Below are 23,645 nucleotides of genomic sequence, written 5' to 3'. Positions count from 1 at the left end.
CCGCCGGCGGCCCCTCGGACGTCGGCGACGCGCCCGGTGGCGCCGACTGTCCAAGAGGGCCGCCGACCTGGCATGGTGGCGGCTGGACACTGGCTTCCCAGCCCCGAGCGCCGCCCGGCGGGCAATCCTCGCGAAGCGGCGCGCGAACCCGATCGAGTCGGATGCGAGACGACGTGGACCATTCCGCCGCCCGGGCCACCGCGGCCGTCCCCGAACCGGGGCAGCTGCAGGTGGTACTCGTCCTGGCCGCCAGCAGCGGCGGCATCGGTGCGCACGTGCGCTCCCTGGCCCAGGGCCTGGTCGCGCACGGCGTGAACGTCACTGTCTGCGCGCCGGCCGGTGCGGACGCCCTGTTCGGGTTCTCCCGTACGGGCGCCAGGTTCCACACCGTCGAGATCACCCCCACCGCGGGCGCCCGCAGCGACGCCACCGCGATCGGCGAGCTGCGCCGGGCCTTCACCGGCGCCGACGTGGTGCACGCTCACGGGCTGCGCGCCGGCCTGCTGTCCGACCTGGCGCTGCGCACCGCGGGCCGTTTCCCCGGTCTGCGCCCGGAGACCCCGCTGGTGGTCACCTCGCACCACGCGCTGCTGGCCACCGGTCTGGAGCGGCGGCTGCAGCGGCTGATGGAGCGCCGGGTGGCGCGCGCCGCCGACCTGGTCCTCGGCGCCTCCTCCGACCTGGTCGCCCGGGCCCGCGAACTGGGCGCCACCGACGCCCGGTTGGGCCCGGTGTCCGCCCCGCCGATGCCCGAGGGCCTGCTCGGCCGCGCCGAGGCGCGCGCCGAACTGCTCGGCGGCGGCCCGGACCGTCCGCTGGTGCTGGCGGTCGGCCGGCTCGTCCCGCAGAAGGCCTTCGGGCTGCTGCTGGACGCCACCCGGGAGCTGTCCACGCTGGACCCGGAGCCGCTGGTGCTGCTCGCCGGGGACGGTCCGGAGGCGGGTGCGCTGCGCGAGCGGGTGGCCACGGAGAAGCTGCCGGTGCGGCTGCTCGGCTACCGCACCGACGTGCCCGACCTGCTGGCCGCCGCCGACGTCGTGGTGGTCTCCAGCCGCTGGGAGGCCCGCTCATTGGTGGTGCAGGAGGCCATGCGGGCTGGCGTGCCGGTGGTCGCCACCGCCGTCGGCGGCATCCCCGAACTGGTCGGCGACGCCGCCGAACTGGTGCCCCCCGGCGACCCGGCGGCGCTCGGCCGCGCGGTGCGCGCACTGCTGGCCGACCCGGCCCGCCGCGAGCACCTGGTGGCGGCCGGCCGACAGCAGGCCGAGACCTGGCCGGACGAGGCCGCCACCGTCGCCCAGGTGCTCAGCACCTACGACGAGCTGGTGCAGCGAGGGTAGGTCCGCGCCGGGCGGACCGTCGCCGGCGGCCGGCCGGATGGTGGCCGGCCGGAGGGGCGCCCGCTAGACGGTGGCCCGCTCGACCCGGTCGGCGGCCGGACCGTCCGGCTGGGCGGACAGGTACGCGGCGCCGCAGGCGGTCAGCCGCAGGGCGGTGTCGATCAGCGGGACGTGGCTGAAGGCCTGGGGGAAGTTGCCGACCTGGCGCTTGAGCCGCGGGTCCCACTCCTCGGCGAGCAGGCCCAGGTCGTTACGCAGCGCCAGCAGTCGGTCGAACAGCTCGCGGGCCTCCTGCACCCGGCCGATCATGGCGAGGTCGTCGGCCAGCCAGAAGGAGCAGGCCAGGAAGGCGCCCTCGTGGCCGGAGAGACCGTCGACGTTGTTGCCCGACTCGTCGTGGGTCGGGTAGCGCAGCACGAAGCCGTCCTCGGTGGACAGTTCGCGCTGGATCGCCTCGATGGTGCCGATCACCCGCTTGTCGTCCGGCGGGAGGAAACCGACCTGGGGGATCAGCAGCAGCGAGGCGTCCAGCTCCCGGCCGCCGTAGTACTGGGTGAAGGTGTTGCGCTCCGGGTCGTAGCCCTTCTCGCAGACGTCCGCGTGGATCTGCGCGCGCAGCGCCCGCCAGCGCTCCAGGTGCCCGTCGGAGGGCTCGTCCTCGGGGGCCTGCTCCAGCAGCTTGATGGTCCGGTCGACGGCGACCCAGGCCATCACCTTGGAGTGGACGAAGTGCCGGCGCGGGCCGCGGACCTCCCAGATGCCCTCGTCCGGCTCCTGCCAGTGGTCCTCCAGGTACTCGATCAGGCGCAGCTGGAGGTGGTGGGCGTGGTCGTTGCGGACCAGGCCGGTCATGTGGGCGAGGTGGAGGGCTTCGACGACCTCGCCGTAGACGTCGAGCTGGAGCTGTCCGGCGGCGCCGTTGCCGACCCGGACGGGCCGGGAACCCTCGTAGCCGGGCAGCCAGTCCAGTGAGGACTCGGTGAGCTCGCGCTCGCCGGCGATGCCGTACATGATCTGGAGGTTCTCCGGGTCCCCGGCGACGGCGCGCAGCAGCCACTCGCGCCAGGCGCGGGCCTCCTCGCGGTAGCCGGTGCGCAGCAGGGAGGAGAGGGTGATGGCGGCGTCGCGCAGCCAGGTGTAGCGGTAGTCCCAGTTGCGTTCGCCGCCGATGTCCTCCGGGAGGGAGGTGGTGGGGGCGGCGACGATGCCCCCGGTGGGGGCGTAGGTGAGGCCCTTGAGGGTGATCAGGGAGCGGATCACGGCCTCGCGGTAGGGGCCCTGGTAGGTGCACTGGTCGGCCCACTCGTGCCAGAAGTCGGCGGTGGCGTCGAGCAGTTCCTCGGCGTCCGGGGGCCTGGGCGGGTCGAGGTGGGAGGCCTGCCAGGTGAGGGCGAAGGCGATCCGCTCGCCGGCGGTGACGGTGAAGTCGGCGTAGGTGGTGAGGTCGCGGCCGTAGGTCTCGGCCTTGCCGTCCAGCCAGACCGAGTCGGGGCCGGCCATGGCGACGGTGCGGTGGCCGCCGTCGGCCTGCTCCACGCGGTGCACCCAGGGCACCACCCGGCCGTAGGAGAAGCGCATCCGCAGGGCCGAGCGCATCCGCACGGTACCCGAGACGCCCTCGACGATCCGGATCACCTGGGGGACGGCGTCCTTGCCGGCCAGCGGGCGCGGCGGCATGAAGTCGATCACCCGGACGGTGCCGCCCTGGGCGTCCCACTCCTGCTCCAGGATCAGCGAGTCGCCCCTGTAGTGGCGGCGGTCGGCGGGCAGGGCGGGCGCGGCGGCGGTGGGCGGGGGCACCCGCAGGTCGGCGGTGTCGGCGATGCGGATCCGGCCGGTGCCGCTGGGGGGCGTGGTGGCGGCCGGCGCGGGGACCTCGGTCAGGACGGCCTCGGCCGGGCCGATCCGCCAGAAACCGTGTTCATCGGTGCCGAGCAGGCCGGCGAACACGGCCGGCGAGTCGAAGCGGGGAAGGCAGAGCCAGTCCACCGCCCCGTCCCTGCTGACCAGGGCAGCGGTCTGCATGTCCCCGATGAGTGCGTAGTCCTCGATACGGCCGGCCACGTGGATCTCCAGTTCGCAATGTGGTCAGGGCATCGGCGAGCGGAGGGAGCGAGCGGTCTGCGGGGCCGGAGGTCCACCCCGGGACGTCCGGCCTGCCGGGGTGGTGGCGGGCCTTGCTGGAGTGTCCGCGGGGCTCGGTCGAGCCCCTGGAGTGGGTGGGGATGAGCGGGAATACGGGGAGGTCCGGTCGCGCATCGGGGACCGGGAGTGTCCTGACCCTCCCACGCCCTCCGCGTGCTCGTGCTGTCGGCGATGCGTCCGTGCAGCTTACGACGGACGAAAGGGGCGAAGCACGCGGACGCAGCCCGGTGTGGCGCCGCAATTCGGCGGAAATGCCGTGCATCGTGAGGACGCGGCGCAGGATGGTCCGGAAGGATCACCTCCGGCTGGTCCGGCCGGAGGAGCCGGAATGGTCCGGACGGATGGCGCGCCCTGGCCCGGTCCGGTGGGTTGTGCGACCGGTGTGACACGAGCGGCGTGTGATGCGCCGGTGGTGCGCCCCGCGCGCGCTCCCGGCGCGGCGCGCGCGGCCCGAACGGCGTCCGGTCCGCGTCACTGTTACCCTGGTATCCCGTGGACCGGCGGGATCAAAACGCCCCGGACCAGCCGAACCGACGACCCAAAGAGCGCCGCGCACCGCGCCGGCCTCCCGTCGCCCGGCGAACCCCGAGCCTCCCGCCCACGTCACTTTCGACACGCGACCCACGGGAGCCCCCTCTTGGCACAGCCCCATTCCGGCAAGGCAGCGAACGGCCGCGCCGTGACGACCAAGCACCTCTTCGTCACCGGGGGTGTCGCCTCTTCTCTCGGAAAGGGGCTCACCGCCTCCAGCCTCGGCGCGCTGCTCAAGGCCCGCGGCCTGCGCGTGACGATGCAGAAGCTCGACCCGTACCTCAACGTGGACCCGGGCACCATGAACCCGTTCCAGCACGGTGAGGTGTTCGTCACCGACGACGGCGCCGAGACCGACCTGGACATCGGCCACTACGAGCGGTTCCTGGACACCAACCTCCACGGCTCGGCGAACGTCACCACCGGCCAGGTGTACTCGACCGTCATCGCCAAGGAGCGCCGCGGCGAGTACCTGGGCGACACCGTCCAGGTCATCCCGCACATCACCAACGAGATCAAGTCCCGGATCCGCCGGATGGCGACCGAGGACGTCGACGTGGTGATCACCGAGGTCGGCGGCACCGTCGGCGACATCGAGTCGCTGCCGTTCCTGGAGGCCGTCCGCCAGGTCCGCCACGAGGTCGGCCGGGACAACGTGTTCTTCGTGCACGTCTCCCTGCTGCCGTACATCGGCCCCTCGGGCGAGCTGAAGACCAAGCCCACCCAGCACTCCGTCGCCGCGCTGCGCAACATCGGCATCCAGCCCGACGCGATCGTGCTGCGCGCCGACCGCGAGGTCCCGCAGGCGATCAAGCGCAAGATCTCGATGATGTGCGACGTGGACGAGGAGGCCGTGGTCGCGGCCATCGACGCCAAGTCGATCTACGACATCCCCAAGGTGCTGCACGGCGAGGGCCTGGACGCCTACGCGGTGCGCCGCCTGGACCTGCCGTTCCGCGACGTCGACTGGACCACCTGGGACGACCTGCTGCGCCGCGTCCACGAGCCGCAGCACATCGTGAAGGTCGCCCTGGTCGGCAAGTACATCGACCTGCCGGACGCCTACCTGTCGGTGACCGAGGCGCTGCGCGCCGGCGGCTTCGCCAACAACGCCCGGGTCGAGATCAAGTGGGTCACCTCGGACGACTGCGAGACCCCCGAGGGCGCCCAGGCGCAGCTCGGCGACGTCGACGCGATCTGCATCCCCGGCGGCTTCGGCGACCGCGGCGTCAACGGCAAGGTCGGCGCCATCACCTACGCCCGCGAGAACAAGGTCCCGCTGCTGGGCCTGTGCCTGGGCCTGCAGTGCGTCGTCATCGAGGCGGCCCGCAACCTGGCCGGCCTGCCGGAGGCCAACTCCACCGAGTTCGACGCCGCCGCCAAGCACCCGGTCATCTCCACCATGGCCGAGCAGCTGGCCATCGTCGACGGCAAGGGCGACCTGGGCGGCACCATGCGCCTGGGCCTGTACCCGGCCAAGCTCGCCGAGGGCTCGATCGTCCGTGAGGTCTACGGCGGCGAGCAGTACGTCGAGGAGCGCCACCGCCACCGCTACGAGGTCAACAACGCCTACCGCGCGGACCTGGAGAAGACCGGCCTGGTGTTCTCCGGCCTCTCGCCCAAGGGCGACCTGGTCGAGTACGTCGAGTACCCGCGCGAGGTGCACCCCTACCTGGTGGCCACCCAGGCCCACCCGGAGCTGAAGTCCCGTCCGACCCGCCCGCACCCGCTGTTCGCGGGCCTGGTCAAGGCGGCCATCGAGATCAAGACCGCGGCCTCGAAGTAGTTCTCCTTCGCCGCAGTCGGCCGTCGTCGACAGCGGTCGCTCACCGGACGGCGGCCCCGCGATTCCCGCGGGGCCGCCGTCCGGCGTTAGATTGTGTCGTACTGACGAAAAGGGGAGAGCGATGGACGAGCAGGGCCACCAGGGGATCTTCGACGTGGCCGAGGAGTGGGAGGTCCGGGCGAGCGGGACGCCGTTCCAGGGCAAGGTCACCGGGGTGCGCAGCGAGGAGGTCCGGATGCCCGACGGCAGTTGGGCCCGCCGCGACTACCAGACCCACCCCGGCTCCGTCTCGGTGCTCGCCCTGGACGACGAGCAGCGGGTGCTGGTGCTGCGCCAGTACCGCCACCCGGTGCGCCAGCGTCTGTGGGAGCTGCCGGCCGGCCTGCTCGACGTCCCCGGCGAGAACCCGTGGCACGCCGCGCAGCGCGAGCTGTACGAGGAGGCGTACTGCAAGGCCGGCACCTGGCGGATCCTCGCCGACTACTACACCTCCCCGGGCGGCACCGACGAGGCGCTGCGGATGTTCCTCGCCACCGACCTGGCGCCGGCCGAGGGCGAGCGCTACGCCGCCGAGGGCGAGGAGCAGGAGATCGAGGTCGCCTGGGTGCCGGTGCCGGAGCTGATCCGGCTGATCCAGGCGGGGAGGCTGCACAACCCGACGCTGATCACCGGCACCCTCGCGGTGCACGCCGCGCTCACCGGCCCGGACGGGCTGGACGCGCTGCGCGCGGCGGACTCGCCGTGGCCGGCCCGGCCCTTCGAGGCCTGAGGGGGTCGGGTCCGGGCAGACCGGGGCCGGGCCGGGCCGGGTCGGTCGGGCGGCCGGCCGAGGGGCCGGTCGAGGGGCGACCGAGTCCGTGCGTTGAGTCGTTGGGGTGATTTGCGGATTCGTACGACCGGATGTCACCTCGGCTGAGCCGGACGGTCGAACTACGCTTCGCAGACAGGGCGCCCGCCCCGGGCCGCCTCCCCTGGGCTCCGGGCGAGCTCCGGAGGCGGGGCACCGGATGCCGAGCGTCGGATGCCGAGCGCGGGACGACATCGGGAGTGGCACGGGTGGCGAGGAAGACGGCGACGATGGACCCCGGCCCCGGCACGCCCGCCGGGGCCGTCCCGGGCCTGGAGCGGCTGCCGGCCGGGCCCGCGCTGTTCGTCGGACGGCGCGCCGAACTGGCCGCGCTGCGGGCGGCCGCCGCCCGCCCGGCGAGCGGGCGCTGCCCCGTACTGGTGCTGGCCGGGCGCCCCGGCTCCGGACGGACCACGCTGGCCGCCCGCTTCGCCCGTACCGTCGCCGCCGACTATCCGGACGGCGTGCTCTTCGTGCGGCTGTCCGCCCCGGACGGCGGCCGGATGCCGCCCGCCCGGGCCGCCCGGCTGCTGCTGGAGCAGCTCGACCCGCAGACCGCCGTGCCGCTGCCCGGGGCTGGCGAGGACGGGCGGGACGAGCCGGGCTGCGTGGCGCTCCGCGAGGCGCTCGCGGGGCTGCGGGTGCTGCTCGTGCTGGACGACGTCCGGGACGCCGGACAGGTGTGGCCGCTGCTGGCCGACGAACCCGGCTGTCTGGTGCTCGCCACCACGGCCGGGCCGCTCACCGGAATCGAGGACATCGACCCGGTGATCCTCGGCGGGCTGGACCGGCCGGCCTCCGGTGAGCTGCTGGCCGACCTGCTCGGCGGCACCCGGATCTCCTGCGACCCGGTCGGCGGGGCCGACCTGGCCGAGGCCTGCGCCGCCCGGCCGGCCGCGCTGCGGCTGATGGCGGGGTGGCTGCGCGGGAACCCGAAGATCGCGGTCACGGACGCGGCGCGCGAGCTCAACCGGGTGGTGGGGGAGGAGACGGTGGTGGGAAAGGGCTCTGCGGAGCCCGCCGCGACCGCTGCGCCCGTCGCGCCCGTCGAGGCCATGGCGGCGGTGGTGAGAGAGAAGGGGACGGGGGCGCGGACGGGGGCCGGGGCGGGGACCTCGAAGGGGAAGGGGCAGGGCAGGGGAGCGGGGAAGAACAATAAGGAGGGGGAGCGGGGGGCGAAGCCTCCCGGCGCTCCCGCGGCCGGGGCGGCGGGGCCCGTACGGTCTGCCGGGGCGGCGGGGCCCGTCGCGGGTGTGCGGGATCTCACGGGGACGCCGGTTCCGGGGACGCCGCTCTCGCGGAGGGCGGTCGAGGGCCGGGCCGGTGAGCCCGTCGTGGCGGCCGCCGGCGCGGTGACCGAGTCGGCCGGTGACCCGGCGGCCTGGGTGAAGCCCGGTCCGGGGCCGGCCGAGCCGGTGCCCGTCCCCGACAACGACCCGCTGCTCGGTGCGTTCACCCTGGTGTACCGCGGACTGCCGGCCGCCCAGGCGCGGATGCTGCGCACCCTCACCCTGGCCCCGGCCCAGACCGCCGACCCGCGCACCGCCTCCGCCCTGGTCGGCTGCCCGGTGCCGGACGCCGCCGTGACGCTCGCCACGCTGGCCGAGCGGGAGCTGCTCGGCGAGGAGGCGCCCGCCGCCGACGGCACCCCGCGCTACCGGGTGCCCGGGCGGCTCTACCCCCGGCTGGTCCGGCTGCGTGAGCAGGAGGATCGGCCCGCCGAGACCGAGCTGGCCCGGGCCCGGCTGCTGGAGCGGCTGGTCCGGCTCACCGAGTCGGCCCGCGCGCTGCTGGACCCGGCGGCCGGCCCCGCTCCGGAGCCGCTGCCCGCGCCGCTGCGGCTGCGCTCGGCGGCGCACGCCCGCGAGTGGTTGCTCGGCGAACGGGAGCTGCTGCTCGGGGCTGTCGCCGACGCGATCGGCCAGGGGGACCTGGACGGTTCGGCCGGGCGGCTGGTCACCGCGCTGCTGCGGACACTGCCGCTGACCGGGGCCGCCGCCCCCATCGACCTGTACCGGCTGCACGAGCTGGTGCTGACCGTCGCCGAGCGCAACGGCCGCCCGCGCCGGGCCTCGGCCGCGCTGCTGAACCTGGGCGACCTCCAGGCCTCGGCCGGCCGCTGGTCCCCGGCCGCCGTCCACTACCGGGCCGCCCTGGAGCACGCCCGCAGGGCCGACGACGAACCGCTGTGCGCCCGGGCCCTGGAGAGCGCCGCCAACTGCCACCGGGCGCTCGGCGACGCGGTGCGGGCCGCGGACTGGTACGGCCGGGCGCTCGGGCTGCGGCAGGCCCTCGGGGACCACGCCTCCGAGGGCCGGCTGCTCGCCCGGGTGGCCGAGGCGCACACCGCGCAGCGCCGCTTCGACGAGGCGGACCGGGAGTACCGGGCCGCGCTCGCGGTGCTGCGCCGGGTGGGCGACGAGCGGGCCGTGGAGGCCGTCGGGGCTGCCCTCGCGGACCTGCGGGAACGCGCGGACGCCGCGTGGTGATGGGCGTTTCAGAGGTATTGTCGAAGATGCCCGGTTAAGACCTCTTCGGTGGGTAAGTCGGAGGGGAAGCCTACGAACCTGCCAATGCGCGCGGGAAAATTATTCACTTTGGAAGGCTGACACGCCGACTGGGCTTCATTACACTCGAACTCAGTCGCGCAGCGATCCCCGCCCCGGGCTGTCCCGGAGGCTTCCCCACGTGCGCGTCGCCCACCGGTCTTCTCCGGTCGGGACCCCCATGGCAAGAGGACGTGTTTAGCCGTGAAGGTCGGCATCCCCCGCGAGGTCAAGAACCACGAGTACCGCGTGGCCATCACGCCCGCCGGCGTGCATGAGCTGGTCCGCAACGGACACGAGGTCTACATCGAGGACAATGCCGGTGTCGGCTCCTCGATCCCGAACGAGGAGTACGTGGCCGCCGGCGCCACCATCCTCCCCACCGCCGACGAGGTGTGGGCCACCGCCGACCTGCTGCTGAAGGTCAAGGAGCCCATCGCCTCGGAGTACCACCGGCTGCGTAAGGGCCAGACCCTCTTCACGTACCTGCACCTGGCGGCCGACCGGGCCGGCACCGACGCGCTGATCGCCTCGGGCACCACCGCCATTGCGTACGAGACCGTGCAGCTGTCGAACGGCGCGCTGCCGCTGCTCGCCCCGATGTCCGAGGTCGCGGGCCGCCTGGCCCCGCAGGTCGGCTCGTACCACCTGATGCGCCCGGCCGGCGGCCGCGGCACCCTGCCGGGCGGCGTTCCCGGCACCCACCCGGCCAAGGCCGTCGTCATCGGCGGTGGCGTCTCCGGCTGGCACGCGGCCACCATCGCCGTCGGCATGGGTTACGAGGTGACCCTGCTGGACCGCGACATCAACAAGCTGCGCGAGGCCGACCGCATCTTCGGCACCAAGGTCAAGACCATCGTGTCGAACGCCTTCGAGCTGGAGAAGGCCGTCCTGGAGGCCGACCTGGTCGTCGGTGCCGTGCTGATCCCGGGCGCCAAGGCCCCGAAGCTGGTCACCAACGAGCTGGTCTCCCGCATGAAGCCGGGCTCCGTGCTGGTCGACATCGCCATCGACCAGGGCGGCTGCTTCGAGGACTCGCACGCCACCACGCACGACGAGCCGACCTTCAAGGTCCACAACTCGGTCTTCTACTGCGTGGCCAACATGCCGGGCGCGGTCCCGAACACCTCCACCTACGCGCTGACCAACGCCACCATGCCGTACGTGCTGGAGCTGGCCAACCGTGGTTGGAAGGACGCGCTGCGCCGCGACGCCGCGCTCGCCAAGGGCCTGAACGTGCACGAGGGCCAGATCACCTTCCCGGCCGTGGCCGAGGCCTTCGGCCTGGAGTCGGTCTCCCTGGAGAGCGTGCTCGCCTGAACACCCTGACCGCCCGGCGGTCGTTCGCCCCCGACCCGATCCCTTCGGGCCGGGGGCTTCGCCGTGCCCGTGATCAGCGGGTCGGCCGGCTACGTCGCTCTGTCGTCAATATCCGTCGGTCATGTCACCCGCCCGCAGAAACGTTGGGGCTGGTGACCCTCTCATCCCTTGACAGCGGCCCGCTCGATAGTCGACACATCCTGCCCACTACCGTGGATTGTGTTGCTGCGAACGCCTTGAACGGCCTAGAGTCGCAAACCGTCGGCATGCTGCCACGCTGACGAATCGACATAGAGTCCTGGATGCCCAAGGAGGTAAGACGACTTGTGAATGAGTCGACAATTGCTCCCGGGGGTGGTCAGCCAGGACTGGCGGAACTCACCGCCGGCCAGCCGAGTGAGGAGCCCGGGGCCCGGCAGCCCTCCGTGGGCTCGGCCGAGGTCGGCTCGGTCGCACTCCGTACTTTCGAAGCACGCCAGAACACAGCACAGGTGACCACGGTGACCGATCACGACGCCGACCTGGCGGCCTACGGCCTGGCCTACGGCGAGTTCGCCTACGGCGCCTACGACGACCCGGACGCCGAGTACGAGCCGGATCCGGAGTACGCCGCCACGCTGGCCCCCGACGCCGCGCGCCAGCGCCGCGAGCGGGTCGGCCCGACCGGCCGCCCGCTGCCGTACTTCCCGATCCCCGCGCCGGTCGCCGAGCACGGCCCCGCCCAGATCATCGCCATGTGCAACCAGAAGGGCGGCGTCGGCAAGACCACGTCGACCATCAACCTGGGCGCGGCGCTGGCCGAGTACGGCCGCCGGGTGCTGCTCGTCGACTTCGACCCGCAGGGCGCGCTCTCGGTCGGCCTCGGCGTCAACCCGATGGAGCTCGACGTCACCGTCTACAACCTGCTCATGGAGCGGGGCCTGACGGCCGACGAAGTGCTGCTGAAGACGGCGGTCCCGGGGATGGACCTGCTGCCGTCCAACATCGACCTCTCCGCCGCCGAGGTGCAGCTGGTCAGCGAGGTGGCCCGGGAGTCCGCGCTGGCGCGCGCCCTGAAGCCGCTGCTGCCCGACTACGACTACGTCATCATCGACTGCCAGCCCTCGCTGGGCCTGCTGACGGTCAATGCGCTGACGGCCGCTCACAGCGTGATCGTCCCGCTGGAGTGCGAGTTCTTCGCGCTGCGCGGTGTCGCGCTGCTGACGGAGACCATCGAGAAGGTGTGCGAGCGGCTCAACCCCGAGCTGCGCCTGGACGGCATCCTGGCCACCATGTACGACTCGCGCACCGTGCACAGCCGTGAGGTGCTGGCGCGCGTCGTCGAGGCGTTCGGCGAGCACGTCTTCCACACCGTCATCGGGCGGACCGTGCGCTTCCCGGAGACCACCGTCGCCGGCGAGCCCATCACGACGTACGCGACCAACTCGGTCGGTGCCGCCGCCTACCGCCAGCTCGCCAGGGAGGTGCTCGACCGGTGCCGCCCCGCCGAGTGAGTCTCCCGGGTGCCGACGAGCTGTTCCGGACCACGGGAGGGATGGCACTGTCGCCCTCCCTCGCGCCGCGTCCGGCCGCCGAGGCATCCAGACCGGAGACCGCGCGGACCGTCAACGGCCAACCGGACGGCGCGGAGGGCGCCGAGTCCGCCCAGGGCACCCAGGGTGTACAGGGCGACCGGGGCGACCGGCAGGTGACGCCGGAGCAGCAGGCGGCCGGCGGGGTGCCGGTGGCCGCGCAGCCGCCCATTCAGCGCTCCGGCCCGGCCGGGCCCGCGTCCACTGCGGGCACCGTGGGTGCCTCGGGCGCCGCCGCGGCCGGGAAGGGCATCTCGGGCGGTCGCGGTGCCGGTTCCGCCCCGGGGCCCCGGACGCACCAGGGCGCCGCCGAGGAGCAGCCCGGTGCCGCCGGACGTGCCCGGCCGCGTGGCCGCGCGCCGCGCCGGCCCAGCGGGCGCGAGCGGCACGACGAGAAGATCACGGTGTACGTGTCCGCCGAGGAGCTCATGGACCTGGAGCACACCCGGCTGGTGCTGCGCGGGGAGCACGGCCTGGCCGTGGACCGCGGGCGGATCGTCCGGGAGGCCATCGCGGTCGTCCTGGCGGACCTGGAGCAGCGTGGCGAGGCCTCGATCCTGGTTCGGCGGCTGCGCGGCCGGTAGGCGGCCGGCGCCGCGTGGTGCGTTGCGTGCCGAGTGGTGCGTGCTGAGCGTCAGGCGCTGAGTGGTACGCGGTGTGGAGGGCGGCCGGCGGGTTCGCGTCGGGCGTCGAGGGGGCCGCGGGCTCGGCGTGGGGAGGCCGCCGGTCGAGCGGTGGGGCGCCGGGTGTCGGCGGCACCGGCGGACGCTGGAGGGTCGGCGAGAGGCCTCAGGGGTGCGGGGCGGGGCCGGGGCGGGCCGCGGGGCACCCAAGGCGTGTTGGGTGCCGCGGGGCCGTTCCTGGGGGCGTGGGGGGCTTTGGCGGGGCTCTGCGGGCGGACGGCCGGTCGGACGGTCCGTCCGTCGGGTAGTCGGCCCGTCGTCCGGTCGGACAGTCGGTTGGTCGGACAGTCGGGGCGGGAGCGCGTGGCGAGGGCCGCGTACGGGCCCGTGGGTACAGAGTGGACGTCCGGTCCGGGCCCGGCGGGACGGCGTGTCGGTGGCCCCGGGGCGGGGCCGGCGGCCGGGACGGGTGAAGATGGACCGCCATGCCCAGTACCGCCATGCCCAGCACCGCCGAACCAGCCGCCACTGCCGTGAGATCGACCGAGGACGAGTCGCGGGGCGGCTTCCGGGTACGACTGGACAACTTCGAGGGCCCCTTCGACCTGCTGCTCAGCCTGATCGCCAAGCACAAGCTGGACGTCACCGAAGTGGCGTTGGCCACGGTGACGGACGAGTTCATGGCGCACATCCGGGCGATGGGCCCGAACTGGGACCTGGACGCGACGACCGAGTTCCTGGTGGTGGCCGCCACCCTGCTCGACCTCAAGGCCGCCCGGCTGCTGCCCGTGGCCGAGGTCGAGGACGAGGCGGACATCGCCCTGCTGGAGGCCCGTGACCTGCTGTTCGCGCGACTGCTCCAGTACCGGGCGTACAAGCGGGCGGCGGCACTCTTCGGCGAGCGCTGGGCGGCCGAGCTGCTGCGCCGGCCCCGGACGGCCGCCCTGGAACCCCGGCACGCCGAGCTGCTTCCCGAGGTCGTGCTCACCGTCGGGCCGCAGGGGCTCGCCGAACTGGCAGCCAAGGCGATGGAGCCCAGGCCCGCGCCGGTCGTGTACGTGGACCACATCCACACCCCGCCGGTGAGCGTGCGCGAGCAGGCCGGGCTGGTCGTGGGGCTGCTCACCGAGCTGGGCGAGGCCTCGTTCCAGCGGCTGGTCGAGGACGCGCCGGACGACCTGGTGGTGGTCGCCCGCTTCCTGGCGCTGCTGGAGCTGTACCGGGAGCGGGTGCTCGCCTTCGAGCAGCCGGAGGCGCTCGGCGAGCTGCTGGTGCGCTGGGTGGCCGAGGAGGGGCGGGTGGCGGTCGAGGTGACGGACGAGTTCGACCGGCCGGCCGGCGAGGTCAAGGAGGAGGAGGAGCGGTGACGAGCGGCGGGAACGAGGGCGGGCGGCCGGTGCGGCGCCCGCTGGGGCTGCCGGGGCGGCCGCGGGCCGACGAGTGGCTGGAGCCGGTCTTCGAGCTGTTGCCGGAGCCGGTGGAGGCCGTGGGGGCGGCGGGGGTGATGGAGCCCGGGGTACGGGTGGGACCCGGGGATCCCGGGGAGCCGGTGGGGCCCGGGGTGCGAGTGGAGCCGGTGGGGTCGGTCGAGCCGGCGGAGTCCGTGGAGGCCGCCGGAGTCGGGGCGGAGGTGTGTGTCGTGCACCAGAAGTCGGCCCCGTCGACTTCCGGTGCCGTGGGCCCCGCCGACGCAGGGCTGCGGGCCGATCTGGAGGCCGTCCTGATGGTCGTCGACGAGCCGGTGGCGGAGGAGCGGCTGGCCGGGGTGCTGGAACGGCCCCGGGCCGAGGTGGCCGCGGCGCTGCGCGAGTTGTCCGCCGAGTACGCGGCCCAGGGTCGCGGCTTCGACCTGCGGCTGGTCGCGGGCGGCTGGCGGTTCTACAGCCGTGACACCTGCTCCGCGGCCGTCGACCGGTTCCTCCTGGACGGCCAGCAGGCCCGGCTCAGCCAGGCCGCGCTGGAGACCCTCGCGGTGGTCGCCTACCGGCAGCCGGTGTCCAGATCGCGGGTTTCCGCAGTCCGCGGTGTGAACTGTGACGGCGTGATGCGTACCCTGGTACAGCGAGGACTGGTGGAAGAGGCCGGATCCGAGCCCGAAACAGGTGCGATCCTGTATCGGACGACGAACTACTTCCTGGAACGGATGGGGCTCCGCGGCCTGGACGAGCTGCCGGAACTCGCTCCCTTCCTGCCCGAGGTCGACGACGTGGAAGCGGAGTCCCTGGAGGGCACGATGATCGCGGAGGCGGTCGCCGCCGCTGCCGCGCAGGCCGCGGACGGCAGTGGCGAGGCCGGTCGGGCCGGGCCCGATCGGTAGGGGGCGGTGAGGTCGGCCGAAACGACCGCACATCCCAGACGGAACGACGTACGGACACTTTGATGCGTAGCAGTGGCAACGGCAGGAACAGCAGCGGCGGCGGGAGCGGCCGCGGCGGACAGGGCGGGGGCCGGGGCGGCAGCTCCTACGGCGGCGGCAGCGGCCGCGGCGGCTCGGGCGCGCGCGGGGGTTCCTACGGTGGTGGGAGCGGCCGTGGCGGCTCGGGTTCGGGCTCGTACGGTCGTGACGACCGGCGCGAGGGGCGCCGGGACGACCGGCGCTACCCGGACCGCCCGCTGCGGCCCGAGGAGCGCAAGTACGACCGCCCCGAGTACGGCGGCGGCCCCAACGCCACCCCGGCCCGCGGCGGCTACGCCGGCCGGCGCCCCGGCCCGGCCCCGCGTCCGCGTCGCGAGGGCCAGGGTGCCCCGGGCGACCCGCGCCGTCAGCCGCAGCGCTCCCGCGAGCTCCAGGCCAAGATCGAGGACGCCGTCCTCGCCCGGCACGACAAGCCCGCCGTCAAGCTGCCCAAGACCTTCGGCGAGCCCGAGGGCGAGCGCCTCCAGAAGGTGCTGGCCCGGGCTGGCGTCGGCAGCCGCCGCGCCTGCGAGGAGCTGATCGAGCAGGGCCGGGTCGAGGTCAACGGCAAGCGCGTCACCGAGCAGGGCAAGCGGGTCGACCCGCAGAAGGACGAGATCAAGGTGGACGGCCTGACCGTCGCCACCCAGTCCTACCTGTTCTTCGCGCTGAACAAGCCGGCCGGCGTGGTCTCCACCATGGAGGACCCGGACGGCCGCCAGTGCCTGGGCGACTACGTGACCAACCGGGAGACCCGGCTGTTCCACGTGGGCCGCCTGGACACCGAGACCGAGGGCATCATCCTGCTCACCAACCACGGCGAGCTGGCCCACCGTCTGACCCACCCGCGCTACGGCGTGACCAAGACCTACCTGGCCGCGATCCAGGGCCCGATCCCGCGCGACCTGGGCAAGCAGCTCGCCCAGGGCGTGGAGCTGGAGGACGGCTACGCGCGTGCCGACAGCTTCAAGGTGATCTCCAACGTCGGCAAGAACTACCTGGTCGAGGTGACCCTGCACGAGGGCCGCAAGCACATCGTCCGCCGGATGCTGGCCGAGGTCGGCTTCCCGGTCGAGAAGCTGGTGCGGACCCACTTCGGCCCGATCGCCCTGGGCGACCAGAAGTCGGGCTGGCTGCGCCGGCTGACCAACCCGGAGGTCGGGCAGCTGATGCACGAGGTCGGCCTGTAGGCCCTTCCGCTCCACCGGAGCCCCCGGACGCACGCGCGCTGCGGCCGGGGGCTCCGGCGTTGTCGGGGGCGGGGGTGTGGGGCGGGTGTGGGAGCCGCGGTGGGGTGGTGTGGGCCGGGGTGGGAGTGGCACGCGGGCGTTCGGGAGCGGATGTCCACGTTTCGGACGAGTCGTGTGAGCCGGGACGCAACCGCTGGTCACGGCCTTGTCAGCGTCATGATCCGTGGCCGAGGATGGCCACCGGAGCACCACCCCGCCGTGTGGCGGGACTGCGCCAGTGCGGGACTGCGACAGTACGGGACCGCGTCGGCACGGGGCGGCGCAGGTACGAGGCCGCGCGCGGGGTCGGGGCGGGGCCGGGCCGACTGGACAGGGTCAACGGGAACGGGCGAGCAGGGGGAGAGGGCGTCGTGTCCGATGCAGCACTGGGACGGGCCGGCGGACAGGCCCTCGGCGCACTGGGACTGGCGGAGCCGGACGGGCAGGTCTACGCGGCGCTGGTGGCCAACCCGCAGTCCACGGCGGAGGAACTGGCGGAGAGCTGCGGGCTGACGTTCCAGCAGAGCGTGCGCGCACTGGACCGGTTGGCGCAGCAGGGCATGGCCACCCGGGCTCCGGTGGACCGGCACCGCTACCTGCCGGTGCCGCCGGACGTCGCGATCGGCACCCTGATCGGCCACCGGGAGTCGGAACTGCGCTACGCCCGGGCCGAGATGCACCGGCTGATGGACGCCTTCCGGGAGGCCTCGCGGTACACCGATCCGGCGCACTCGGTGGAGGTGCTGACGGGCGGCGAGGCGATCGCGCAGAGGCTGGAGCACATCACCGAGACCAGTCAGTACCAGGTGCGCGGCTTCGACCGCCCGCCGTACATCCAGGACCCGGTGGCGCCGATGCCCCTGCAGCGGCGGCGGTTGCGCGAGGGTGTGAAGTTCCGGACGGTCTACGACCGGGAGGCGGTGGCCTGGCCGGGGCGGCTGGAGAAGAACATCCTGGTCGGCGTCGCGGACGGCGAGGAGGCGCGGGTCCGGCCGACGCTGCCGATGAAGATGATCATCTCGGACGACCGGATGGCGATCATTCCGATCAGCGTCGGCGACAGCGTGCTGGACGCCGCGTACGTGATCCACCCTTCGGCGCTGCTCCAGGCGCTGGACACGCTGTTCGAGGCGGAATGGGAGCGGGCCGTGCGGTTGCAGGCGGAGGCCGGCACCGGGGACGCCCCGTCGGGGCCGGAGGCCGACCACCGCAAGCTGCTGGGCCTGCTGGCGGCCGGGCTCACCGACGAGTCGATCGCACGGTCGCTCGGCTGGAGCGCCCGGACCACCCAGCGCCGGCTCCAGAGCCTGATGCGCTCGCTGGGCGCCACCACCCGCTTCCAGGCCGGGATGGCGGCCCGGGAGCGGGGGTGGCTGTAGGGAATGTTGTGACAATTCCTGGCGTCGCGCCGGGTGCGGGGGCGTGGTTGTCCGCGGTGTTGCGACGGTCCGTGTGTTCGGCGGGAGCCGCCGGAACCACGAGATCCTCGTGAAAAGTCATAACTTTTCCCGGGGGTTGTGGCCGTTCGTGGAGCCGTGGCGGTCCGTGTGTTCGGTGGGAGCCGCCGGAACCACGGGATCCTCGTGAAAAGTCATAACTTTTCCCGGCTGCGCCCCCGTCAGCTCCAGGGGCTGAGCGAGGCCCAGCGGCCGTCCGGGCCGCGCTCGACCTTCTCCAGGCCGACCACGGCGGTGCGGTTCAGCCGCCCGTAGATGTGCGGGAACAGCACGCCGGGAGTGGCCCCGGGCGGCGGGGCGCCGTGCGGGGCCTCCCACTTCACCATCGGCTCCACCAGTGATTCCTCGATCAGCAGCGCCATCAGTGGGTCGGGGGTGTCGGCGAAGAAGGCGTTGGCCACCGCGAGCGCCGTCTGCTCGTCCGCCGAGCAGTGGATGAACCCGTCGGTGAGCAGCGACGCGGTGGCGTACGGGCGACCGGGGTCGGCCAGCCAGTCGTCCAGGGGAGCAAGGTGGAGGATCATGCTTCCTTTTCTACCCGTTGTCTCCGGTTTGGTCCTGAGCGGCCGTCATCGCCACGGCGGTGTCCGCCACCGACCGGCCGCAGCGGTCAGAGCCCGGCCACCTTGGCCGAGGCCGACACCTCGTACACCAGGGTGAGGGTGCGCCGGGCGCCGGGGGCGAGCGGGACGTCCCAGCGGACGATGCCCTCGGAGCCGAACGAGTCCGGTGCCGGGGAGCAGTCCTCCTTGCGCAGCCGTACCTCGACCGCCGACACCTCGGAGACCGGTACCCGCTCGCGCACCGTGACGACCCGCTCGTCGCGCTCCTCCGGGCCGGAGAAGCGGGACAGGTGCAGCCGGACCGTCCGGATGGTGGTCTGGCGGCCGGTGAGGCCGCCGGTGGCCTGGCGCTCCTCGGTCTCCCGGACCACGCGGTAGCCGTCCGAGCTGCCGAAGGACAGTTCGGTCTCGGCGCCGGCGGCGGTGAAGCGCAGCTCCCCGCGGCCGGTGAAGCCGCTGCCGCGGACCAGCTCGACCGGGCCGGACAGCAGGGGGTGTCCGGCCGCGTTGCGGAACCGGACCACCTGGGTGACCAGCGGGGACAGCTCCGGGGCGCAGGCGTACTCGCCGGTCGCCGGGCCGGTGAAGGAGCCCAGCGGCACCCGGTGCGCGCGGCCGTCGGAGGGCACCGTCGCGGGCGCGGGGGCGGGCAGCACCCGGACCTCGCCGCCGTCGTCCACGCCCGGCACCGCGGAGGCCGGGCCCAGGGTGGCGACCGCCTCCTCGCGCAGCTCGACCTCGACCGTACGGCGCTCCTCGTCGGTGCGTTCGCGCAGCACCAGGACGTCCTCGGCGACCGCGGGCGGGGCGGCGGCGAGGGCGGAGCGGGCGGTGGAGATGGTGAGCCGGGCGTTCGTCCAGTCCTCGCCGGTGCGCTGCCAGACCACCGCCTCCGACTCCAGGCGCAGCTCGCCGTCGTCCAGGGTCGCCCGGTAGGAGGGGCGCCACAGTGCGCAGGGCACCAGGTGGGAGACGGTCAGCTCGGCGGGGCCGGGCCGCGCCGCCTCGACGGTGAGTTCCAGGTGGGCGGTCAGCTCGACCGGTTCCTCCTCGGCCTCGTCCAGAGCGGTCAGGGCCTGCGAGCGTTCCTGCTCCAGGCGGCGCAGGCGGGAGTGGGTGGCGCGCAGTTCCTCGCTGTAGCGCTCCCGCTCGGCGTCCACCCGGCCGAGCTCCCTGGCCCAGCGGTTGGGTTCGAGTTCGCCGAGGCCGGCGCCCTCGCCGATCTCGCGCAGGAGATCGGCGGACAGCTGGGCGAGCAGGGCCAGCCGGGCCTCCAGCCGGGCCCGGGTCTGGTCGGTCAGCCGGGTCTCGGCGTCCAGCCGGTGCAGGCGGTGGCGCAGTTCCGAGTCCTCCGGGCCGGGCGGCAGCGGGGCGCGCGGGATCCAGCTGCGCACCAGCCGGGCGTCCAGTACGCGGACGCCGTCGGTGGCGGACTCGGCGCGCAGGGTGCGATCGACGGCGAGGGTGGTGAGCGGGCCGAGGCGCAGCCGCTGCACGCCCGCGGCGAGCCCGACCGTCCTGGTGCGCTCGACCTGGCTGCGGTCCTCCAGGCAGGTCACGGCGGTGACGGGGAGGGGAAGGGTCTCGACGGTCATCGCTCAGTTCCTCCGGTTTCCGCCGACGATGGCCTTTCCGGCCGGGATCTTGATCAGGTAGCCGCCGTCCAGTTCGGTGCGGCCGCCCGGCGGCAGGTCGACCCGCCAGAGCCGGGTGCTGGGCGGGCAGTCCGGGGTGGAGACGGTCGGGGCGTGCCAGTCGGCCCGTTCCTCGATCCGGATCTCGGCGTCGGAGGTGACCGGCACCCGTTCGCGGACCTCCACCGTGACGGCCCGTCCGAGCCGGTTCGCCAGCAGGACGTGCACCCGGTGGTCGAGGACGGTGCTGTTGCCCTTCAGCACGCCGGTGGTGGACTCGTGCAGCTCGGTGCGGCGCGCCACCTCGATGCTCTCGGTGACGCCGATGCCCAGCCGCTGGGTGCCGCCGGGCGCCAGGGTGGGCAGGGCGGCGGTCAGCAGGAACTCGTCGTCCACGGTGACCTCGGCCGGGCCGGCCAGGACGGCCTGGTCGGTGCGGTTGGCGAGCACCAGGGTCGCGTACACCTTCTCCTCGACGGCGGGGACGGTGACGTACTCGGGCCGGACGGCGAGCGGGATCTCGCCGACGGTGACGGTGTGCCAGGTGCCGTCGGACGGGATGTCGGCGGGGGCGGCGGCGTCGAAGCGGTGGTCGAAGGAGCCGGCCGACTCGCGGGGCGGGACGGCGTGCCGGGGCAGGGCGAGGTCACGGAGCCGGCTGGTGCCGCCGGCGCCGGGCGGTGTCCAGAACGCCTCCGCGCGCTCGGTCCGCTCGGCGCGGGGATGCAGGGTGCCGCGCCGGCCGGCGGGCTCCTGGGGGCCGGCCAGGACGAGGTCGGGGTAGTCGAGCAGGGCGGCGTCCGGGGCGAGGCCGGTCTCCGTGGGCGGGGGGCCGCCCGGGGCCTTCGGCAGCGGCGCCGAGGGGGCGACAGGGGCCAGGGGCGGTGGCGGGGCGCCGTAGCCGGCGAAGCCGCCGGGGGCGCCCGGGGGCGCGGGCATCGGCTGGTCGGCGCTCAGCAGGCCGCCGCCGTACGGTCCGGCGGCGGGGGCGATCTGCTCGTCGGCCGCGAAGGCCTCGGCCCGGGGACCGCCCGGACGGGCGCCGCCGAGACGGGCGGAGCGGGCGGTGGCCGGGACGGGGGAAGGGGTCGGGGCCACGGCGGCGGCGGCGATCGGGCGGTACAGGTCGAGATGGGGCGCGCGGCGCGGCGCGGGGCGGTCGGAGCCGGCCGCGTCGTAGCCGGTGAAGAGGTCGGTCAGGCCGGCCGGGGGCTCCCGCCAGCCGGAGGGCGGCGGGGCGGGCTGGCTACGGCCGATCCGCAGCGAGGCGAGCCGGGGCAGGTCGGTGCGGCGGTCGAGGTCGGCGGTGGACAGGGCGAGGCGCACGCCCGTCCAGTCCTCGCCGGTGCGCTGGGCGACGGCGGCGCGCAGGACCAGGTGGGCGGTGTCGGAGCCGGTCCGGTAGGACAGCCGGTAGGCGGGCACCCAGCGGGCGGCGGGGACGCCGTACTCCAGTTCCAGGTCGAGGTGGTCGCTGCCGGGGGCGGCGCCTTCGGTGGTGTCCGCCGCGGTGGCGTCGGAGGTGCCTGCGGTGGTGAGGGTGAGCAGGACGGTGGTGCTGGTTCCGACCGCGTCGGCCCGATCGGCCGTGGACGCCCGCTCCAGCCGGTCGGCGGCCAGGTCGCGTTCGTGGTCGGCGAGTTCCAGCTCCTGGGTGAGCCCCTCGGCGCGCTCCTGCAGCCGGGCCAGCCGCTCGTCGACGAAGTCGGCGAGCTCCAGCCAGGCGTCGGCGGGCGTGCGGCGCAGCGGTTCGTCGCGTCGGCGCTGCGGCGGGACGGCGCGCAGGGCGGCCGTCTCGGTGATCGCGGCCAGGACCAGTCGGAGGCGCTCGGCGAGCGCGCTGCGGCGCTCGGCGGCCTCGTCCAGGGCCCGCTGCAGTTCCGGAAGTTCGTTCGGTTCGCGGAGTTCGGCGAGTCGTTCCAGCCGGGCCTCGGTGACCGCGGTGCCGGCCGGTCCGGCGAGCACCCGGGCGCGCAGCGAGCGGCCGTCCAGGGCGGCGGGCAGGCCGGTCAGCCGCAGCCGGCCGTCGGGCGGGAGCGGGACGGTGGTCCGTCGGCGGCACACCGCGCCCTCGGCGTACACCACGACGGAGTCCAGGACCGAGGGGTGGGCCGGTACGGCCGGCGGTTTCGTCTGCCCGCTCCGGCCGCTGTGCTGATCGTCCATGCGCAACCCCTTCGTTCGCGTGTCGCCCGCCGCGTGGCGCTCGTCGTTCGTCGCTTGTCGCTCGTGCGTGCCGTTTGTTACTTGCCGCTTGCCGCTTGCCGTTTGACGCTGGCCGCTGGTCGTGCCGCGCGGGTTCGGGCCTGTCCGTTGCCTTCCCCCGGCGGCCAGTCTGCCCGGCTCGGGGGCGGGCGTCGCAGGATTTCCGGTGCGGCATGAGTGCACTGTGTGGGACGGGGGCGGGCCCGTCGCGGTTGCCAGCGCCGCAAGCTGCCGGACCGTCGTCCCGGTTGCCGGGCGCCGGGTGGGGACTTCGGCGCGGTTGATGAGGGAGGATGGGGCGCGGGTGCTCCCGGACGGTTCCGGCACCTGTCGAGAATCGTGATGAGGAGAGCGACCCGCCATGCGCACTGCCGTCGTCGTCGGCACCGGACTGATCGGCACCTCCGCCGCGCTCGCCCTGACCGCTCGCGGGCTGACCGTCCATCTGGAGGACGCTGACCCGGACGCGGCCCGCACCGCCGAGTCGCTCGGCGCCGGCATCACCGACCCGGTCGACGGCCCGGTCGACCTGGCGATCATCGCCGTCCCGCCCGCGCTGGTCGGCAGCGTGCTCGCCGACTGCCAGCGCCGCAACCTGGCGCACTGGTACACCGACGTCGCAAGTGTGAAGGCCGGACCGCGCAGCGAGATCGCCAAGTTGGGCTGCGACACCGTCCACTACATCGGTAGTCACCCGATGGCCGGCCGCGAGCGCTCCGGTCCGCTGGCCGCGCGCGCCGACATCTTCGAGGGCCGCCCCTGGGTGCTCACCCCGACCGCGGACACCGACACCGAGACGCTCAACGCCGCGCTGGAACTGGTCGCGCTCTGCGGAGCGGTGCCGATCGTGATGGATGCGGCCGAGCACGACCGGGCGGTCGCCCTGGTCTCGCACGCCCCGCAGCTGGTCTCCTCGCTGGTCGCGGCCCGGCTGGAGAACGCTGACGAGACCGCCATAAGGCTCTCCGGCCAGGGCGTGCGCGACGTCACCAGGATCGCCGCCTCCAACCCCGGCATGTGGGTCGACATCCTCTCCGCCAACGCGGGCGCGGTCGCGGACGTCCTGGAGGGGGTCGCCCGCGACCTCGGCGAGACGGTCACCGCGCTGCGCGCGATGGAGGCGGTCGAGGAGAGCGAGCGCCAGGCGGGCGCGGCCGGGATCGAGGCGGTCATGCGGCGCGGCAACACCGGCCAGGCCCGCATCCCCGGCAAGCACGGCGCGCCGCCGACCCGGTACGAGACCGTGGCGGTCGTACTGGGCGACCAGCCGGGCGAGCTGGGCCGGCTGTTCGGGGAGGTCGGCGACGCCGGGGTCAACATCGAGGACGTCGTCATCGAGCACTCGACCGGGCAGCAGGTCGGCTTCGTCCAGCTGTCGGTGGCGCCGACGGCGGTGAAGCGGCTGACCAAGGCGTTGCGGGCGAGCGGCTGGAGCGTCCGGGACTGAGTCGCC

16 protein-coding genes are annotated in these 23,645 nt (G+C 74.2%); 12 read left to right on the top strand and 4 right to left on the bottom strand.

Annotated features, from left to right (window positions below):
• Positions 1–161: 161 nt before the first annotated feature.
• Positions 162–1,340 carry a glycosyltransferase family 4 protein gene (locus tag ACWDBB_RS09775; protein WP_449789071.1) on the top strand — a complete coding sequence of 393 codons (1,179 nt, stop codon included), beginning with the start codon at positions 162–164 and terminating at the stop codon, positions 1,338–1,340.
• A 63-nt stretch (positions 1,341–1,403) separates the two neighbouring features.
• On the opposite strand, the gene ACWDBB_RS09770 is transcribed toward ACWDBB_RS09775, so the two are convergent.
• Positions 1,404–3,404, bottom strand: coding sequence for a glycoside hydrolase family 15 protein (locus ACWDBB_RS09770; RefSeq protein WP_449789070.1), 2,001 nt, complete (start codon positions 3,402–3,404; stop codon positions 1,404–1,406).
• Positions 3,405–4,122: 718 nt separating this feature from the next.
• On the opposite strand from ACWDBB_RS09770, the gene ACWDBB_RS09765 reads away from it, so the two are divergent.
• The 10 genes from ACWDBB_RS09765 (at position 4,123) to ACWDBB_RS09720 (ending at position 17,712) form a co-directional block, all read left to right on the top strand.
• Positions 4,123–5,802, top strand: a complete 1,680-nt coding sequence (locus ACWDBB_RS09765) for a CTP synthase (RefSeq protein WP_392882748.1) — start codon at positions 4,123–4,125, stop codon at positions 5,800–5,802.
• A gap of 121 nt (positions 5,803–5,923) precedes the next feature.
• Positions 5,924–6,571: an NUDIX domain-containing protein gene (locus ACWDBB_RS09760; protein WP_449789069.1), complete on the top strand. Its 648-nt coding sequence runs from the start codon at positions 5,924–5,926 to the stop codon at positions 6,569–6,571.
• 287 nt (positions 6,572–6,858) lie between these two features.
• Positions 6,859–9,138: an AAA family ATPase gene (locus ACWDBB_RS09755; protein ID WP_449789068.1), complete on the top strand. Its 2,280-nt coding sequence runs from the start codon at positions 6,859–6,861 to the stop codon at positions 9,136–9,138.
• Positions 9,139–9,399: 261 nt separating this feature from the next.
• Complete coding sequence (ald, locus tag ACWDBB_RS09750; protein WP_392882756.1) at positions 9,400–10,515, top strand: alanine dehydrogenase; 1,116 nt, start codon at positions 9,400–9,402, stop codon at positions 10,513–10,515.
• Between the two features lie 425 nt (positions 10,516–10,940).
• Positions 10,941–12,008, top strand: a complete 1,068-nt coding sequence (locus tag ACWDBB_RS09745; RefSeq protein WP_030245868.1) for a ParA family protein — start codon at positions 10,941–10,943, stop codon at positions 12,006–12,008.
• A gap of 41 nt (positions 12,009–12,049) precedes the next feature.
• Positions 12,050–12,670, top strand: coding sequence for a hypothetical protein (locus ACWDBB_RS09740; protein ID WP_449789067.1), 621 nt, complete (start codon positions 12,050–12,052; stop codon positions 12,668–12,670).
• A gap of 524 nt (positions 12,671–13,194) precedes the next feature.
• The gene (locus tag ACWDBB_RS09735) at positions 13,195–14,076 is read left to right on the top strand and encodes a segregation and condensation protein A (RefSeq protein WP_449789066.1); all 882 of its coding nucleotides are present in this window, start codon (positions 13,195–13,197) and stop codon (positions 14,074–14,076) included.
• Positions 14,077–14,432: 356 nt separating this feature from the next.
• Complete coding sequence (gene scpB, locus ACWDBB_RS09730) at positions 14,433–15,026, top strand: SMC-Scp complex subunit ScpB (protein ID WP_449789090.1); 594 nt, start codon at positions 14,433–14,435, stop codon at positions 15,024–15,026.
• A 62-nt stretch (positions 15,027–15,088) separates the two neighbouring features.
• A complete protein-coding gene (locus ACWDBB_RS09725) occupies positions 15,089–16,294 on the top strand; it encodes a pseudouridine synthase (protein WP_449789065.1) in 1,206 nt (401 codons plus the stop codon).
• A gap of 410 nt (positions 16,295–16,704) precedes the next feature.
• On the top strand, positions 16,705–17,712 hold the full coding sequence (locus ACWDBB_RS09720) for a helix-turn-helix domain-containing protein (protein ID WP_392922884.1): 1,008 nt from the start codon (positions 16,705–16,707) through the stop codon (positions 17,710–17,712).
• A 239-nt stretch (positions 17,713–17,951) separates the two neighbouring features.
• On the opposite strand, the gene ACWDBB_RS09715 is transcribed toward ACWDBB_RS09720, so the two are convergent.
• The 3 genes from ACWDBB_RS09715 to ACWDBB_RS09705 all read right to left on the bottom strand — a co-directional run bounded on the left by ACWDBB_RS09715 (position 17,952) and on the right by ACWDBB_RS09705 (position 22,153).
• Positions 17,952–18,314, bottom strand: coding sequence for a DUF952 domain-containing protein (locus tag ACWDBB_RS09715; protein ID WP_449789064.1), 363 nt, complete (start codon positions 18,312–18,314; stop codon positions 17,952–17,954).
• A gap of 86 nt (positions 18,315–18,400) precedes the next feature.
• On the bottom strand, positions 18,401–19,948 hold the full coding sequence (locus ACWDBB_RS09710) for a mucoidy inhibitor MuiA family protein (RefSeq protein ID WP_449789063.1): 1,548 nt from the start codon (positions 19,946–19,948) through the stop codon (positions 18,401–18,403).
• A 3-nt stretch (positions 19,949–19,951) separates the two neighbouring features.
• On the bottom strand, positions 19,952–22,153 hold the full coding sequence (locus ACWDBB_RS09705; protein ID WP_449789062.1) for a DUF4139 domain-containing protein: 2,202 nt from the start codon (positions 22,151–22,153) through the stop codon (positions 19,952–19,954).
• Positions 22,154–22,553: 400 nt separating this feature from the next.
• Between ACWDBB_RS09705 and ACWDBB_RS09700 the strand changes: the two genes are divergently transcribed.
• On the top strand, positions 22,554–23,639 hold the full coding sequence (locus tag ACWDBB_RS09700) for a prephenate dehydrogenase (RefSeq protein WP_449789061.1): 1,086 nt from the start codon (positions 22,554–22,556) through the stop codon (positions 23,637–23,639).
• Positions 23,640–23,645 lie beyond the last annotated feature (6 nt).

The sequence above is a fragment of the Kitasatospora sp. NPDC001095 genome, assembly GCF_053598615.1.
This window is presented reverse-complemented; position numbering and strand designations above follow the sequence as displayed.